Origin of the sequence: Levilactobacillus parabrevis ATCC 53295 (assembly GCF_001434055.1) — a bacterium.
Classification (GTDB): Bacteria; Bacillota; Bacilli; order Lactobacillales; family Lactobacillaceae; genus Levilactobacillus; species Levilactobacillus parabrevis.
On sequence record NZ_AZCZ01000017.1, the window covers coordinates 20514 to 37496 of the forward strand.

General features: G+C 51.9%; 12 protein-coding genes. 11 read left to right on the plus strand and 1 reads right to left on the minus strand.

Translation table 11 applies throughout. The features are described 5' to 3' along the window. Nucleotides 1-8: 8 nt before the first annotated feature. The 8 genes from priA (at nucleotide 9) to FD07_RS06050 (ending at nucleotide 10845) form a co-directional block, all read left to right on the plus strand. Nucleotides 9-2426 (plus strand): primosomal protein N', encoded by a 2418-nt coding sequence (gene priA / locus FD07_RS06015; protein WP_020089005.1) that lies wholly within the window; start codon nucleotides 9-11, stop codon nucleotides 2424-2426. 604 nt (nucleotides 2427-3030) lie between these two features. Beyond that, on the plus strand, nucleotides 3031-3975 hold the full coding sequence (gene fmt, locus FD07_RS06020) for a methionyl-tRNA formyltransferase (protein ID WP_020089004.1): 945 nt from the start codon (nucleotides 3031-3033) through the stop codon (nucleotides 3973-3975). Further along, nucleotides 3975-5318: a 16S rRNA (cytosine(967)-C(5))-methyltransferase RsmB gene (rsmB, locus tag FD07_RS06025; RefSeq protein ID WP_020089003.1), complete on the plus strand. Its 1344-nt coding sequence runs from the start codon at nucleotides 3975-3977 to the stop codon at nucleotides 5316-5318. The genes fmt and rsmB overlap by 1 nt, the downstream gene beginning before the upstream one ends. A 12-nt stretch (nucleotides 5319-5330) precedes the next feature. Next, nucleotides 5331-6074, plus strand: a complete 744-nt coding sequence (locus FD07_RS06030) for a Stp1/IreP family PP2C-type Ser/Thr phosphatase (RefSeq protein ID WP_020089002.1) — start codon at nucleotides 5331-5333, stop codon at nucleotides 6072-6074. Then, on the plus strand, nucleotides 6074-8116 hold the full coding sequence (gene pknB / locus FD07_RS06035; RefSeq protein WP_020089001.1) for a Stk1 family PASTA domain-containing Ser/Thr kinase: 2043 nt from the start codon (nucleotides 6074-6076) through the stop codon (nucleotides 8114-8116). The genes FD07_RS06030 and pknB overlap by 1 nt, the downstream gene beginning before the upstream one ends. A 489-nt stretch (nucleotides 8117-8605) precedes the next feature. Further along, nucleotides 8606-9502, plus strand: a complete 897-nt coding sequence (gene rsgA / locus FD07_RS06040) for a ribosome small subunit-dependent GTPase A (RefSeq protein ID WP_020089000.1) — start codon at nucleotides 8606-8608, stop codon at nucleotides 9500-9502. 12 nt (nucleotides 9503-9514) lie between these two features. Beyond that, a complete protein-coding gene (gene rpe, locus FD07_RS06045; protein ID WP_020088999.1) occupies nucleotides 9515-10168 on the plus strand; it encodes a ribulose-phosphate 3-epimerase in 654 nt (217 codons plus the stop codon). Next, nucleotides 10168-10845: a thiamine diphosphokinase gene (locus FD07_RS06050; RefSeq protein WP_020088998.1), complete on the plus strand. Its 678-nt coding sequence runs from the start codon at nucleotides 10168-10170 to the stop codon at nucleotides 10843-10845. The genes rpe and FD07_RS06050 overlap by 1 nt, the downstream gene beginning before the upstream one ends. Before the next feature lie 798 nt (nucleotides 10846-11643). On the opposite strand, the gene rpmB is transcribed toward FD07_RS06050, so the two are convergent. Then, nucleotides 11644-11829, minus strand: a complete 186-nt coding sequence (rpmB, locus tag FD07_RS06055; protein ID WP_020088997.1) for a 50S ribosomal protein L28 — start codon at nucleotides 11827-11829, stop codon at nucleotides 11644-11646. A 239-nt stretch (nucleotides 11830-12068) separates the two neighbouring features. On the opposite strand from rpmB, the gene FD07_RS06060 reads away from it, so the two are divergent. The 3 genes from FD07_RS06060 (at nucleotide 12069) to recG (ending at nucleotide 16974) form a co-directional block, all read left to right on the plus strand. Further along, nucleotides 12069-12431, plus strand: coding sequence for an Asp23/Gls24 family envelope stress response protein (locus tag FD07_RS06060; RefSeq protein WP_020088996.1), 363 nt, complete (start codon nucleotides 12069-12071; stop codon nucleotides 12429-12431). A gap of 32 nt (nucleotides 12432-12463) precedes the next feature. Continuing rightward, a complete protein-coding gene (locus FD07_RS06065) occupies nucleotides 12464-14155 on the plus strand; it encodes a DAK2 domain-containing protein (RefSeq protein ID WP_020088995.1) in 1692 nt (563 codons plus the stop codon). A 701-nt stretch (nucleotides 14156-14856) separates the two neighbouring features. Next, nucleotides 14857-16974 (plus strand): ATP-dependent DNA helicase RecG, encoded by a 2118-nt coding sequence (gene recG, locus FD07_RS06070; RefSeq protein ID WP_081624576.1) that lies wholly within the window; start codon nucleotides 14857-14859, stop codon nucleotides 16972-16974. Nucleotides 16975-16983 lie beyond the last annotated feature (9 nt).

The window sequence follows — 16983 nt, forward strand, 5'->3', positions numbered from 1 at the left end:
TGACAACCATGGCCCAGATTGGCCAAATTTTAGTGGATGTTCCAACCATGCAGACGAACGACCCGTATTCCTACGCGATTCCGACCGAGCTGGAACATCAGGTACAGGTGGGGATGCGTGTGATCGTGCCGTTTGGCCGTGGTCACCGCCTAGTCTCCGGCGTAGTCGTTGGGTTGAGCGATGTCACCAGCTTTGATGGCAAGCTAAAGCCGATTGAAACGGTCCTCGACCTTGCCCCCGTTTTAAACACGGAATTACGTCAGTTGGCAGATTGGCTGGCAACCGAGACTTATGCCTTTCGGATTACCTGTATTCAAACGATGCTGCCTAATCTATTGAAGACCCAGCCTAAACGGCAGGTGCAACCAACGACCACGCTGACTCCGGGTGAGATGGCTACGTATTTCCCAGAAGGCGCCCCGCGCGACTTCGATGCCACGAAACTCGATGATGCTACGGTTGCTGGTCTGCTGAAGCTGCAACGGGCGGGTAAAGTCGAGGTCGTCTACGAGGTCAAGGATAAGGCGGCCGCCAAGACGACCACTGGGATCACACCAGCGCTGACGTCGGCTAAACTCCAAGAAATTGCCGGTGAGGTGGCTAAACGGGCACCCAAGCAAGCTGAACTATTAGCCTATTTGGCACAGATGTCAGCGGATAAGGTCGTTGCGCAAGCTACTGTCGCGAAACAAGCCGGGGTCACCCCCGCTGTCATCGCCACGGCCGCGGATAAGGGGTGGCTGACTAAGAGCACGCTCGAAGTCTATCGCGATCCCTTTCATCAGCCAGTCACACCGACCCAACCTTTAAAATTGAATTCGGAACAACAGGTGGCGGTGGACCGTATCACGCAGGCCATCGATAGCCAAAAGTCCGAGAACTTTCTAGTCGAAGGCGTCACTGGGAGTGGGAAGACGGAGGTCTACCTGCAAAGCATCGCGCAAGCCCTGCAACAGGGACGCACGGCGCTAATGCTGGTGCCCGAAATCGCCCTTACCCCGCAGATGGTCAACCGAGTCAAGGCCCGGTTCGGCCAGCGAGTGGCGGTCCTACACAGTGGTTTGTCTAAGGGTGAACAGTATGACGAATGGCGGCGCATCGACCGTGGCGAGGCCACAGTAGTCGTTGGTGCCCGTTCCGCCGTCTTTGCCCCGGTTGAGAATCTGGGCATCATCATCATGGATGAGGAACATGAAAGTAGTTATAAACAGGATGAAAATCCGCGGTATCACGCCAGAGACGTGGCGCTTTGGCGCGGACAGTATCACCATTGTCCAGTTGTCTTGGGCAGTGCGACGCCGTCGTTAGAGACGCGGGCCCGGGCGGCTAAGGGGCTGTATACCCGATTGGTCCTTTCAAAGCGGGCCAAGGCGCAACCAATGCCCACCGTTCACATTGTCGATATGCGTGAGCAGTTGAAACAGCAGGGCGATAGCGACTTTTCCGAGCCCCTGATGACGGCTATTCAGGAACGACTCGACCGTCACGAGCAGATTGTCTTGATGCTCAACCGGAGGGGGTACTCGTCGTTTGTGATGTGTCGGGACTGTGGCTTTGTCTTGAAGTGTCCGAACTGTGACATTTCACTGACACTCCACATGGATACTCACAGTATGAAATGTCACTACTGCGGGCATGAAGAGGCCATTCCACACGTGTGTCCCAACTGCCATAGCAAGAAGATTCGCTACTATGGGACGGGAACACAAAAGGTACAGCAAGCGTTGGAAAAGTTACTGCCTACTGCGAAAATTTTGCGGATGGACGTGGATTCCACACGGCGTAAGGGTGCTCATGAACGGATTCTTCGGCAATTCGGCGAGCACAAGGCTGATATTTTACTGGGGACGCAGATGATTGCCAAGGGACTGGATTTTCCTAACGTCACGCTGGTCGGAGTGTTGAACGCCGATACTGCGCTGGGGTTACCGGATTTTCGGGCCAGTGAGCGTACGTTCCAGCTGTTGACGCAGGTCAGTGGCCGGGCCGGTCGGGCAACCAAACCCGGCGAGGTCTACATTCAGACGTTTAACCCGGACCACTACGCGATTCAGTTAGCGCAGAGCCAAGACTACGAACGCTTTTTCGTGACGGAAATGCACATGCGTCATCAGGGGAGTTATCCGCCGTATTACTTTGCGGTGCAGCTGACGGCCAGTCACGAAGAGGAAGCGGTGGCGGCAAAAGCCATGTATCAGATTGTGGATGCGCTGAAGCAGGGCCTCAGTAAGAATGCCATTATTCTCGGCCCCACACCCAAGGCGATTGCGCGGGTCAAGCGGAAGTATTATTATCAAGTTGTGATTAAATACAAGCAGGAACCACAGCTGCGGCCGGTGCTGGAGCAGATCCGGCAGGCGGCACAGGTGCCGGCGCGTCACGGTCTCTCCGTCACCATCGATTCCGAACCCATGAATTTCATGTAGTTGGTTGCCGGCTTTCTGGTAGACGATGACCGACGCCTTACCGGTGGGCTCGTAGATACTGGAACGTGGTGGGCACAACTTTAAGCCCCACAAAAAGCGTGGGTCTTAAAGCTTGGCCTTTGTCTAAGTGGCAAGAACCGTGCCACTTAGACAAACGACACCACTGAGCATCTACGAGCCCACCTCACGGCTTAGGTAGGTCGTTGTCGATCACAAAGCGGACTGGCAACAGTTACATGAAATAGGTGCTCGGTCGCTTCTCCCGTTTAATAATAATCACTTTATGGTAGAAACTATTCTGGGATTTGTTGGAAATCTCTCCAGAGAACCCTTACACAATAAGTTTTCTATCTAATTTGCCAAAGGTGATAGGGAATGGGCGCCCAATCTGATATGATTGAGGTGGACTGACAAGTGGGGATGCTTTGGTTGTGTTTGATGGCAAAGAAATGAGACAATCGGCTAATCGTATTGCTAATAATCTTGTGCGAGTAGTTTCAGCCTATTTTCATTGCCTGATAAGACGTGATCGATAGCCATGTGACTTGTCGAAAGCAGTTTAAAATAATTCAAAAGAAATAAAACCAAGAAAGTATGGTGTACGATGACTTCAGTAATTTTTATGGGAACGCCAAAATTTTCGGCGCCCATTCTGAGCAGTTTAATTGAAAAGGGCTACGATGTCTTAGCCGTAGTGACCCAACCGGACCGGCGTGTGGGCCGGAAGCACGTGCTGACTGCTTCTCCCGTGAAGCAGGTTGCCGTAGCACACGATATCGAAGTGCTCCAACCCCAAAAGATCTCCGGTAGTGACGAAATGGCACGGGCCATTGAATTAGCCCCCGACCTGATCGTGACGGCGGCTTTTGGGCAATTCTTGCCAACGAAGCTGCTTAAGGCGGCGAAGGTGGCGGCCGTGAACGTTCACGCTTCCCTGTTACCGAAGTATCGTGGTGGGGCGCCGGTTCATTACGCTATCATGAATGGCGACAAGGAGACCGGCGTGTCCATTATGTTTATGGAAAAGAAGATGGATGCCGGGGCTGTTCTGGCGCAACAGGCCATCCCGATTACTGACCAAGACGATGTGGGTTCCATGTTTGATAAGTTAAGCGACCTGGGTCGGGACCTCTTGTTAGAGACGTTGCCGAAGCTGCTGGCCGGTGAAATTACGCCGGTCCCTCAGGATGAAGACAAGGTCAGCTTCTCCCCGACTATCAAGTCCGATGAGGAACGAATCGACCTAAACCTGAGTGCCCACATGATCGACTGCAAGGTTCGTGCTTTGCGGCCAGCACCAATCGCTCACATTTTCTTGAACGGTGTGCGGACCAAGTTGTGGGACGTGACCGTTTTGGACGAGACGACCGAAATGGCGCCCGGTTCACTGGTCAGCCACGACAAGCACCACTTGGCGATTGCGACTGGCGACCATGGCGTTTTAGCGTTAAATGAGATTCAACCCGCCGGTAAGCCGAAGTTAAGTATCACCGACTTTCTGAACGGAACTAGCGATGCACTGACAATTGGCGAACAGGTGGCTGAATAATGACGAAAAATACAACTCCCCGCGCTCTGGCTGTAGAAGCACTGACACGTGTGGCCAACGGGGCTTACTCAAACTTACAATTGGAAACAACTTTAGAGAGTCACAACTTGAGCGACGTGGACCGTCGTTTCGTGACCAACTTGGTCTACGGGACCATCCAACATCAATTAACATTGGAATACTATCTGGAAGGCTTTGTGAAGCCTAACCAGAAGGTCTTACCTTGGGTCAAGATGACGCTGTTAGTCGCCTTGTATCAAGGACTCTACTTGGACCGTGTGCCGAAGCGGGCCATCTTTAACGAAGCCATTCAATTGGCCAAGGACCGGGGCCACGAAGGAATCCGGCGTTTTGTGACCGGCGTCTTACACGCTATGGATCGTCAGGGCCTACCTGACGTCAGCGAGATCAAGGATCCCGTGAAGCGGTTAAGCCTGACATACTCCGTGCCAGAATGGCTAGTCACGGCGATTCAAAAGCAGGTCGGTGATGAGAAGGCCGTCAGCATTTTAGAGACCATCAATCAACCAGCCGCACAATCCGTTCGGGTTAACACGGCAGTGGCTACGGTTGAAGAGGTCGAACAGTCCTTAAAGGATCAAGGCTACACGGTAACGCCTAGTGTTGTTGCTGGCAACGCCTTTCGTTTGACCGATAAGGCAGCAAACCAAAGCAATGTATTTGAAACGGGTGAGTTGACGATTCAAGATGAGAGTGCGATGTTACCCGTTGAAGCGTTACAAGTCCGTCCTGGCGATCAAGTGCTGGACGCCTGTGCCGCTCCCGGTGGGAAGACCACCCAAATCGCTGCTTTACTCGATGCCCATTCCGGTGGGAAGGTTACGGCGCTGGATCTGCACCCTAAGAAGGTCACGTTGATCGAAAAGAACGCGGACCGGATGCACGTGAGCGACCGGGTTGATGCCGTGGCGCTCGACGCCCGGAACATCAACGACCGGTTCCCTAAGAAAGAATTCGACCGGATCTTGGTCGATGCCCCTTGTTCCGGACTGGGTCTGATTCGGCGGAAACCAGAAATTCGTTATGAGAAGACACCACAGGACATTCAACAACTACAAAAGGTGCAATTGGGCATTTTGGATGCCGTTAGTGAAAAACTCAAGCCTAACGGGATTCTGGTCTACAGTACCTGCACGATTTTGGATACGGAAAATGCGGACGTCGCAGCCAAGTTCTTGGAAGCTCATCCTGACTTCGAATCCGTTCGTGTGGAGACGCAATTAAAGGTCAAAGATGACCGGAGCACGGACACGTTAGCCATCTACCCGGATGATTTTGATTCGGATGGTTTCTTCGTGAGTGCATTTCGTAAGAAAAAGTAGGGGTGACGGGCAATGAAAGTGGCATACCGAACGTCAATCGGCAAGCAACGCAATGATAATGAAGATTACGTGGATGTTTACACGAACCTGGCGGGGCAACATCTCGCCATTATCGCTGATGGCATTGGTGGTCATCAGGGGGGCGACGTGGCGAGTGCCATGGCCGTTTCCCACCTGGGTCACGAGTTCGAACAGACTGACCTGACCACGCCGGCCGCGGCGCGTACCTGGATCACCGGGGAGATCACCGCGGAAAATCAGTCGATCATTGACAAATCTAATCAGTTTGCCGACTTGAACGGCATGGGCACGACCCTCGTTGCCGCGCTCTACTTTACGGAAGAAGTCGTCATTGCCAGTATCGGCGACTCACGGGCTTACCTGCTTCGTGATCGTCAATTTCGCCAGCTGACCGAGGACCATTCCTTGGTCAACGAACTGGTCAAACGGGGCGAGATCACCAAGCAAGCCGCTCAGCATCATCCCCAAAAGAACGTCATCATTCGTTCGCTGGGAATTTCGACCGATGCGCGCTTTGACCTCAAGACGTACCCGCTCGTCACCGGCGATCAGTTGTTGCTGTGTACGGACGGTCTGACCAACATGGTCTCTGATAAGGAGATTCAGGAAGTCCTGCTGAGCAAACGGACCACTGCGGAGAAGTGTGACCGCTTGATTGAGATGGCCAACGCTGCCGGTGGTTTGGACAACATCACTGTTCTGATTATCGCGAACCTCGACAGGGAGGTGAGCTGATGCGCACGGGTTACACGTTAAACGGCCGTTACCGCATCATTCGCTCCCTGGGCGAAGGTGGAATGGCCAACGTTTACTTGGCACATGACTTGATTTTGGACCGTGACGTCTCCGTAAAACTATTACGGCTGGACTTGCGCGATGACCCCGGTACCGTTCGGCGGTTCCAGCGTGAAGCCCTCGCCGCCACGGAGTTAGTCAATGATAATATTGTTCAGGTTTACGATGTCGGGGAAGAAAACGGCATGCAGTACCTGGTTATGGAGTACGTGGAAGGGACCGACCTTAAGGCCTACATCAAGAAGCACTTCCCGATTGCGTATCAGGAAGTCATTCAGATCATGGAACAGATTCTCAGTGCCGTGAAAACGGCGCATGAGCACAACATTATTCACCGTGATCTCAAGCCGCAAAATATCCTGATCGATGAGAATCGGGTCGCTAAGATTACCGACTTCGGGATCGCCGTGGCTCTGTCCGAACACAGCCTCACGCAGACGAATACGGTTCTGGGCTCGGTCCACTACCTGTCGCCTGAACAGGCGCGTGGGGGGATGGCAACCAAGCAATCCGACATCTATTCGTTAGGGATCATCCTCTACGAGTTACTGACGGGGACGGTGCCCTTCGAGGGTGAAACCGCCGTGTCGATTGCGCTGAAGCACTTCCAATCGGAGATTCCATCGGTCAGAGACATTGACCCACGGATTCCACAAGCGTTGGAAAATGTGGTCTTGAAGGCAACGTCGAAACGGCCGGCCGATCGTTACACTGATGTGGCGAGTATGGCGGATGATCTGGCGACGTCGTTGTCACCTAAACGAGCCGGCGAGTTACGGTTCACACCGGCGGAAAATGACGACGGCGAGACGAAGGTGTTGCCAGCCAGTGCGCTGAGTGCTGCGGCAGTGCCTCACGCCATCGCCAAACCAGTGGGTGAAGAATCAGCTGAAGCGGCCACCAAGGATGCGACGGCGGCCGATGATCAGTCGGCGGGGAAGAAAAAACGCAAGAAGTATCGGCATCCTCGGCGACGTAAATTTTTGATTGCGGGCGGCATTGTCTTCCTGGTCATTCTGGGAATCTTCATTGGGGTAGCGTTGTTCCGGCCACAGATGACCAACGTGCCTAACGTGATTGGTGACCAGGAGACGGCTGCGCGTAGTGCGTTAGTTTCCGCTAAGCTCAAGGTGGGGACCGTGCACAAGACGTCGAGTGATAAGGTGAAGATTCACCGGGTTGCTCGGACGGAACCACGCTCGGGAACCCAGTTGAAACAAAATACGGTGGTTGATCTGTGGATCAGTACTGGTCCGAAGCGCTATAAGCTGGATGATTATCAGGGCGATTCGTACGCTAGCACGGCCGCTAAGTTGGAAGCGTTGGGTTTCACGGTGCACCGAGAATCGGTCCACTCGACCAGCGTTCCTGCCGGTAAGATCATGCAGCAGAGTGTCTTAGCCGGTAAGAGCGTAGTGCCAAGCAAGACCGACATCACCTTCACGGTCTCCACGGGATCGGAAACGGTCACGTTGGCCGATCTGACTAATAAGACTAAGCGACAAGCTCAGAGCTACGCCACGAATCATAACCTGAACCTTGCCTTCCAGTATGCTTACTCGAGCGACGTGGCTAAGGGCCGGGTCATTCGGCAATCGCCGGGTGAGGGGGCCGTTGTCCAAGAAGGTGACGAAATCACCCTGACTGTGTCGCGTGGTACGCAGAGCGAGAGCAGTTCTAGTGTCGATGAGTTCAGCGTGAACGTTAAGATCCCATTCGACAGTGGCTCGACCGATGACGAGAGCGAAGGCGACGATGAGTCCTCAAGTAGCACGTCATCCAGCAGTAGTGACAGCAACCTGGTTCAGATTTACTTGAAGGATCAGGACCATTCATTAAGCTCGATTTACAAACAAATGACGATCACGGCGGATACAACCGTCACGTTGCCATTTGCGGTAGCATCGGGCAAATCTGGGGCCTACAAGGTCGTCAGAGATGGTCACGTGGTCGCTTCAGATAATCACGTCACGAAAAATTAAGGAAAAAACCTGCATTTATAGCTCAGTTCTTTTATAATAATAAAGGACTGAGTTTTTTGTTACCAAATTTTCAAAGAAAGCGGGCAAAGGAAACCTTGCAACCAGTTGCCCGCTGGATGTGTATTTGTTTAAGTGGTTTCGCAGGTTTAAAACGACTGGCCGGTTTACCTGGCATTTTTGCACGTTAAATCAGTGTCAGCCGTGAGGGCGGTGAGCAAGTGTAACCGCAGGAGGTCAGGGATGTAGCCGGCCGTGACAGCGGTGTTGTCTGGCGTTCTTTGCCAGACTACAGCGCGGGACGAGCTTTAAGACGGGTGAACTTCGCGGCTTAAAGTCGAGGCAAAAGACCGTTCTTAGGCTTTTGCCGGTCCCCACAGCAGGCGGAATTCCTGACAGCCGAAGGTGACTACTTTCACCGCCCGGTAAGGCGAACTGTTTGAAAGCGCCAAATGCAAGGAAACATTGGAAAAAAGAATAAGGAGGTGCTGCATGTCAGAGGGACAAATTCGTCAATCACTGAGCGGCTTTTACGACGTCTTCAGTGATGGCGAGCTGTACCGGACCCGTGCACGCGGGAATTTCCGGAAACGGCGAATTACGCCGCTTGTTGGGGATCGGGTACAGTTTGAAAGCTCATCACCCAAGGAAGGGTACATTTTGGAGATTCTTCCCCGGGATAACGCGTTGACTCGGCCACCAGTGGCTAACATCGATCAGGGTGTCGTCGTGACGGCGGTAGCGTCGCCCGAATTTTCCACGAACCTACTGGACCGGCAGTTGATTGCACTAGAGATCAGCAATATCACGCCAGTCATTTACTTCACCAAGACTGACTTGATTCCCGATGAACGTTATCAGGAATTCGAGACGTTGGCGGCGGGGTACCGGCAGATCGGTTACGATGTCTGCTTGACCCGTGAACCCTTTGCGGAGAGTGGCTTGGACGAGTTGCGGGGCTTGTTGGCCGACAAAGTCACGGTCATTATGGGCCAGACCGGTGCCGGTAAGTCAACGTTACTGAACCATATTTCACCGGACCTGACGTTAGCGACCGGTGAGATCTCAACGGCCTTGAATCGGGGGAAACACACGACTCGGAAGGTCAGTTTGATGCCCGTTGCGGGTGGTCTAGTGGCGGATACGCCAGGATTTTCATCGTACGACACATTGACCATTGGTTATCGCGAGTTGGGGCAATACTTCCCCGAGTTCGCGTTGGCTTCACGCGAGTGCCGGTTCCGCGGGTGTGTTCATCTGAACGAGCCCGGTTGTGCGGTCAAAGACGGCGTTGAAGCCGGTCAATTCATGCAGAGTCGTTATGACACATATCTGCAATTACTCACGTTGTTAAAGAATCAAAAACCTGTTTACAATAAAAAGAAATGAGGAAGAGAATTTATGATTAAAGTAGCGCCATCAATTTTAAGTGCAGATTACGTCAATTTACAACCAGATATCGAAATGGTCGACAAGGCCGGTGCCGAGGTCTTACACATCGACATCATGGACGGTAACTTTGTCCCAGCATTGTCATACGGTCCCGGTTGGGTCAAGGCTATTCGTCCAATCACGAAGATGGTCTTAGATGTGCACATGATGGTTCAAAACCCAGAACGTTACGTTGACGACTTTGCCAAGGCCGGTGCCGATATCATCGGGGTTCACGTCGAAGCAACGCCACACATTCACCGGGCCTTACAAATGATTCAAAACGCCGGTGTGACCCCAGAAGTTGTCATCAACCCTGGGACTCCCGTTTCCGCTATCGAACCCGTCTTAGACATGGTTGGCCAAGTCCTTGTGATGACGGTTAACCCTGGCTTTGGTGGTCAGAAGTTCTTACACAGCACGGTTGAAAAAATCGCACAACTCGATGCCATCAAGAAGGCTAAGGGTTACGACTTTGATATCGAAGTTGATGGTGGGGTCAATGACAAGACGGTCGTTGACTGTGCCAATGCTGGGGCAACGGTTGCCGTAGCTGGGTCTTATGTTTTCAACGCCGATGACCCGGTTGCTCGCATCAATGCCTTGAAAGCAGCGACGAAATAGTGCCACGGGGCGGAACGTTCAATCTCCTCGTGGGTGGGCCCAAGGCTGAATGGCCGGACGACTTGCGTGCACGGAAAATTGACGGCTCCTGGATTGGCGTTGATCGGGGGACGTTACGGTTAATCGATCAGAATATTCAGCCAGTGGCGGCGATTGGCGATTTTGACTCCTTACAAGCACCAGAGCTCCAACGCGTTCGGCGCAACGTAAAGGATATTCGTCAGTCACAGCCGGAAAAGGACTATACGGACACCCAGCTTGCCGTTTCGGTCGCGTTAAACGACTACGGTGCCGATAAAATTGACATCTACGGTGCGACGGGTGGTCGGTTAGACCATTTCTTGGCAAACCTCTTTATCGTGCTCCAGCCGGAGTATAAGCGGTATGCCGGCCGAATTCGGTTGATTGACAAGCAGAATACGATTTCGTTTTATTTGCCGGGGCATTATACGGTGGAGAAGGAAGCCGATAAGAACTATTTGGCCTTCATTCCACTGACGCCCATTGACCATTTGAGTCTGACTAATGAAAAATACCAACTCCACAACGAGCCAATTCCGTACCCAATTTCTTTCGCCAGTAACGAGTTCGTGGGCGGATCGGGCGAGTTCCAATTCGACACGGGCCTATTATGTGTCATCCAAAGCTGCGACACTTATGAGGCGCGACACGAATAACTTGGCGGTGTACTATTTGAGTTTACCGCCTGCGTGCCAGGGTTGCGCCTGCTGTGGGGACCGGCAAGAGCCTGAGAAGCGGTCTCTTGCCTCGACTTTAAGCCGTGAAATTCACACGGCTTAAAGTTCGTCCCATGCTGTAAGACCGGGAAGAACCAAGCGCCCGGCCTAACACCATCGACACAGCTGGCTCCATCCTGGCCTCCTCCGGCTCACCATTACTAGAGCTGTGCAGTTATTCGCCGGATTTCATGGGCTGTCGCTAAGTGTGGTAGATTTTGTGCCATTTTGATGACCAAACTTTGTAGTTTATGATAATCGTCGCCTTACTAGAAAATTTCTAGTGGGTGACGATTTTTTGTTTTGAACCGTTAAACATCTTCCTACACTTACTACTAATGCAAAAATCGTAGAATCTGTCTCATTTTTTTGATTGAATTGATTAAATTTTTTGCGTTTAGGACTGACTTTTGCGTGGTAGTAGGGGGTAAGGGACAAAAAAATCGCCTCAAATTTCGAAGCGAATCACCAGTTTTAGTGATTGCCGGAAACTTGACGCGATTTGGCGTATTAATAAAAATTTGGAAGAGACTATTTGGAAAAGGCTAAGTGTAGGGGCACACCGATGAAATCTGGTGCCCATAACTTTCATATTCTTGAAATGAGAACGAGCCGTTGCGTGACAGTTTTCACAACAAACGGGCTCTTGAAAGAGGTGGTATCGAATGTACGAAAAAAGCGAGGGGCACAGGTAAAGCCTGCACTCCTCGCTTTTTTCGTTTAACCGTGTCTGTTTAACTAGACGCGGGTTACCTTACCTGATTTCAAGGTCCGAGCAGAAATCCAGACCTTCTTTGGCTTACCGTCCACTAAGATGCGAACCTTTTGTAAGTTCGGCTTCCAAGCGCGACGACTTGAATTCAAAGCGTGAGAACGCTTGTTACCGAAGCGCGTCCGCTTGCCGTTGATAAAATCCTTTGCCATGGCGTAAACCCTCCTTTGTTAATTCATTCATTACTTTTATAAAAAAGCAGTGCTTTTTACTCACCTGACTAATTTACCATACTCTTTTGCGGAACGCAATGTTTTCTTTCAAGGAAATCTACTTGACACCTATTTCCCCTCACAACGTGCTTTTCAGTCATCCTATTTCTATTTTGGGCGCGGTTGTGGTAAGATTAATTTCTGTTAAGATTGTATATCCAGATAAGGAGGCTATTTCCATGGCCGTAAAGATTAAGACTCAATACGGAACAATTGATATTACCAATGAAGTGATTGCGACCGTTGTTGGGGGTGCCGCGACTGATAATTATGGTGTCGTGGGCATGGCAAGCAAAAATCAGATTCGAGACAATGTAAATGATATCTTACGGCGGGAGAACTACGCCCGCGGTGTGGTCGTTCGCCAAGAAGAAAATGGCGTGGCCATTGATGTTTACGTGATCGTTAGCTACGGAACTAAGATTTCCGAAGTTTCACGTAACGTCCAATCTAAAGTCAAATATAACCTGGAAACGATGCTGGGGGTTACTGCAAACTCAGTAAACGTCATTGTTCAAGGGGTGCGGGTGTTGGCTGATTAGCCAGACGTACTGAAATCAAGGAGGATACTTAGTTGAAAGTAACAGAAATTACTAATCTTGAGTTTGGTAAGATGGTCCAAGCCGCATCGCAAAAGCTAAACCAGAATGCCGATTTTATTAATTCATTGAATGTTTTCCCCGTTCCTGATGGGGATACTGGAACCAACATGAGTCTGTCACTGCAGAGTGGGGCCAAGTACGAACGTGAAGCCGATACCGATGCTGTGGGGGCTTTATCAACGGCTCTAGCCAAGGGTTTACTGATGGGTGCGCGGGGAAACTCCGGCGTTATCCTATCCCAGATCTTCCGGGGCTTTTCTCGGAAATTGGCGGATAAGCAAACCTTGACGGCCCAAGACTTAGCTGATGGGTTCGCAGCTGGCGCAGAGACGGCGTACAAGGCCGTTATGAAGCCAACTGAAGGAACTATCCTGACGGTTGTCCGTGAGGGTGCTCAGGCCGGCTTAAACACCGCTAAGAAGTCCGATGACATTTTAGCAGTGATGGATGCCGTCTACGAAGCTGCTAAGGCAGCCTTGGCAACGACGCCAGACTTACTGCCTGTTTTGAAGCAGGTCGGTGTGGTTGATTCCGGTGGCCAAGGGTTGACGTTTGTGCTCGAAGCCTTTAACGACTCATTAAATGGTCGTGTGGCTGAAGAGGGCGACTACAAGCCTGACGATGCTGAAATGGACGAAATGATCGATGCTGCTCACCACCAAAGTGTGCAGGGTAAGCTCGATCCCGAAAGCATCAAGTACGGTTACTGTACTGAAATCATGGTCCGAATCGGCCGTGGGAAGCAAATCGAACACGACTTTGATTACGATACCTTCTACAAGTACCTCGCTGATTTAGGAGATTCTTTGCTGGTTGTGAACGATGACGAAATCGTCAAAGTCCACGTTCACACGGAGCATCCTGGCAAGGTCATTGCTTGGGGCCAAGAATTTGGTGACCTCGCAAAGGTTAAGGTTGACAACATGCGGATGCAACAGGAAACCATCATGGAACATGATGAAGAATCTGCTGGAGCAGCTGCACCAGTGGCTGAAGCCGAAGCACCTGCCGATACTGCCATTATTGCCATCGCTGCCGGTGACGGTCTCGCTACGCTCTTCAAGAGCCTGGGTGTGACTCACGTGGTCAACGGTGGTCAGACCATGAATCCAAGTACGCAGGATATCGTGGACGCCATCAACAACAGTAAGGCCAAACGGGCCATTGTGTTGCCAAACAACAAGAACATCTTCCTGGCTGCTGAACAAGCCGCTCAGGTTGCCGATGTTCCAACGGTTATCGTCCACTCAAAGACGGTTTCTCAAGGGATGACGGCTATGTTGGGGTACAACCCAGATGCCGAGTTGGATGACAACCAAGCTGCGATGGAAGAAAACTTAGCCGCCGTTAAGAGTGGTCAAGTGACCCACGCCATTCGGGATACCGAGTTGGATGGATTTGACATCAAAGAAGGTAACTTCATGGGAATCGTCGATGGCACCATCAAGGTGACCGATGCCGACTTGTTAAAGACGGCGGTCGCTACGGTGAAGGCCATGCTCGACGATGACAGTGAAATTGTCACGATTATTTATGGGACTGACACGACCGAAGACGTTGCAAACCAATTGCAAGCGGCCGTTGAAGACTTAGATGATGAATTAGAAACGGAAGTTCATGATGGGGGCCAACCGGTCTATCCATTCTTGATTTCTGTCGAATAGTATTACCACCAAAGGGGTCCAGGACGATTGTCCCGGTCCTCTTTCGCGTTACGGGTCTACAACGCTTAGATGCGTGATCCGTTGTCGCCTGCGACTGCCAAGGGTTCCGCCTGCTGTGGGGACCGGGAAAAGCCTGAAAAACGGTCTTTTCCCTCGACTTTAAGTCACGAAGAACACGTGTCTTAAAGTTCGTCCCATGGTGTAAAGGCCGGGAAAATCACCCAGCCTAACACCATGGACACGGCTGGCTACACCCTTGGCCTCCTCCGGCTCAGACGGATCGTTCACGTCCAAGCATTGTTGATCCAAGCGGAAGCGAGAGATGATCGTGCTGAACTATTTAGTAGAGTCGTCTGGATATGGTTAAAAGTATTCAGGTAATCTAGGTGATTGTACCTTTGATGACTGACGTGTAAGGCGTAAAATTAGAGTACTAGATTGGGAATTATCAACAAGAGACTCATCTTGTTGTGGTAGCATCACAGAGTATGGTTTATTTGAATTTGTGATTAACTGCTTGTTTAGCTGGAGGCTGTCAGGGATGGCGTCAGCCGTGACAACGGTGTTAGGCCGGGTGTTCGGTTTCCCCCGGCCTTACAGCGTGGGACGTGTTTGGAAACTCGTCTGAATTTTGACGAGGTTTCAAACCGAGCCGGAAGCCCGTTCTTTGGCTGCAGGCGGTCCCCACAGCGGCAGAATCCCTGACAGCCGCAAGCGGAACGAAACGCGCATTAACCACAAGATTAAATCAAAACAATAAGGATGGGAGGGGTGTCACGATGGTGAGTTTGAATGATTCGGTCAGTGAATTGGCCGGTGTTGGGCCAAAGCGGGCGCAAGCGCTGAATTCCTTGGACATTGAGAACGTTAACGACCTGTTGACCTACTTCCCATTTCGTTACGAGGACTTGCAGGCCAAAGATCCTACTGAACTGACTGACCAAGCCAAAGTAACCTTAAAGGGTACCGTGGCCGCCGCTCCCGTGATTTCACGGTTCGGTCGGCGGAAGACACGGCTGAACTTTCGGCTACTCCTCGACGAACACACGATTATTCCGGTCACGTTCTTTAACCAACCGTGGCTCAAGGATAAGTTGGAGGTCGGTAACGAGCTGGCCGTATATGGTCGTTTCGATGCCAAGCGGCAGAGCCTATCTGGTATGAAAATTATTGCCAGTACCGATGACGGAGGCGGCATGGGGTCAATTTACCCCGCCAATAAGGAAGTGCGTCAAGCCACCATTCAAAAGTTGGTCGAAAGCGCCTATGCCGCTTACGAGCCGGTTATTGTGGATCTGATTCCGGAGCCGTTGCGCGAGCAGTATCGCTTGTTGCATCGTCGACAAATGATTCACGACATGCACTTTCCGGCGGGGGATGCCGCAGCTCAAGCGGCTCGGCGAACAGCCAAGTTTGAGGAGTTTTATCTCTTTGAAACACGCCTGCAAATCGTGAAGCAACAGGATCACACACTTCACGGTCAGGCGCTGACCTATGATTTACCCAAGCTCAAGGACTTCATCGCCTCGCTGCCGTATGAACTGACGGACGCTCAGAAACGAGTGGTCAATGAGATCTGCTACGACCTGAAGCGACCGGTCCACATGAACCGGCTCCTGCAAGGGGATGTGGGGAGTGGTAAGACCGTGGTGGCCGCCGTGGCCATGTACGCGGCCATCACCGCGGGGACGCAAGCCGCCCTCATGGCGCCAACGGAAATCTTGGCTGAACAACACGCGAATAATTTAGCGAAATTGTTCGCCGATTTTCCGGTCAACGTGGCCTTACTGACGGGAGCCACCAAGCCCGCCGCCCGCAAGACCTTGTTGCCGCAGATTGCCAACGGCGCCGTCAATCTGATTGTGGGGACGCACGCGCTGATTCAACCGGAAGTGGCTTACCACGACCTCGGCCTCGCCGTGGTCGATGAGCAACACCGTTTTGGTGTCAATCAACGGCAAGCATTGCGTGAGAAGGGGCAACAACCCGATGTTCTGGCTATGACGGCGACCCCGATTCCCCGGACACTGGCGATTACCGCTTATGGGGAAATGGATGTCTCGGTCATCAATGAGTTGCCAGCTGGACGCCAACCCATCAAGACCTCGTGGATTCGTAGCAATCAGGTCGACAGCACGCTCCGTCAGGTCAAGGCCGAGCTGAGTAGCGGTTCACAGGCTTACGTGGTAACACCGTTGATTGAAGAGTCGGAAGCCGTCGACATGAAGAATGCCGAGGCCATTTATGAACGTTTCAAGGAACAGTTCGAACCGACTTATAAGGTTGGCTTGCTTCACGGTCGGATGAAAAATGATGAAAAAAATGCCGTGATGGATGCCTTCAAGGCCAACGAGTTCCAGGTCCTGGTCGCCACGACCGTGATCGAAGTTGGGGTCGATGTGCCTAACGCCACGGTGATGCTGATCTATGATGCCGATCACTTTGGCTTGGCGCAACTTCATCAGCTGCGTGGTCGTGTCGGTCGGGGGAAGAAGGCTTCCGCTTGTATCCTGATTGCGGACCCGAAGAATGAGCTGGCCGTCGAGCGGATGACGACCATGACCAGCACCAACGATGGCTTTGTTTTATCGCAAAAGGATTTGGAATTACGGGGTCCAGGTGATATTCTGGGTAAAAAGCAGTCTGGGGTGCCCGACTTCAAAGTTGGTGATCCTGTAGCCGACTTGAACATTTTGAGTGCGGCGCAACAGGCGGCTAAGGAAACGGTGGCTTCCCCCGATTGGGCGGATAAGGACGCCAACTTGGCGCTTGCCGCGTTTCTGAGCACGACAGCCCACCAGAACACCACCATGGATTAAAAGGAGACG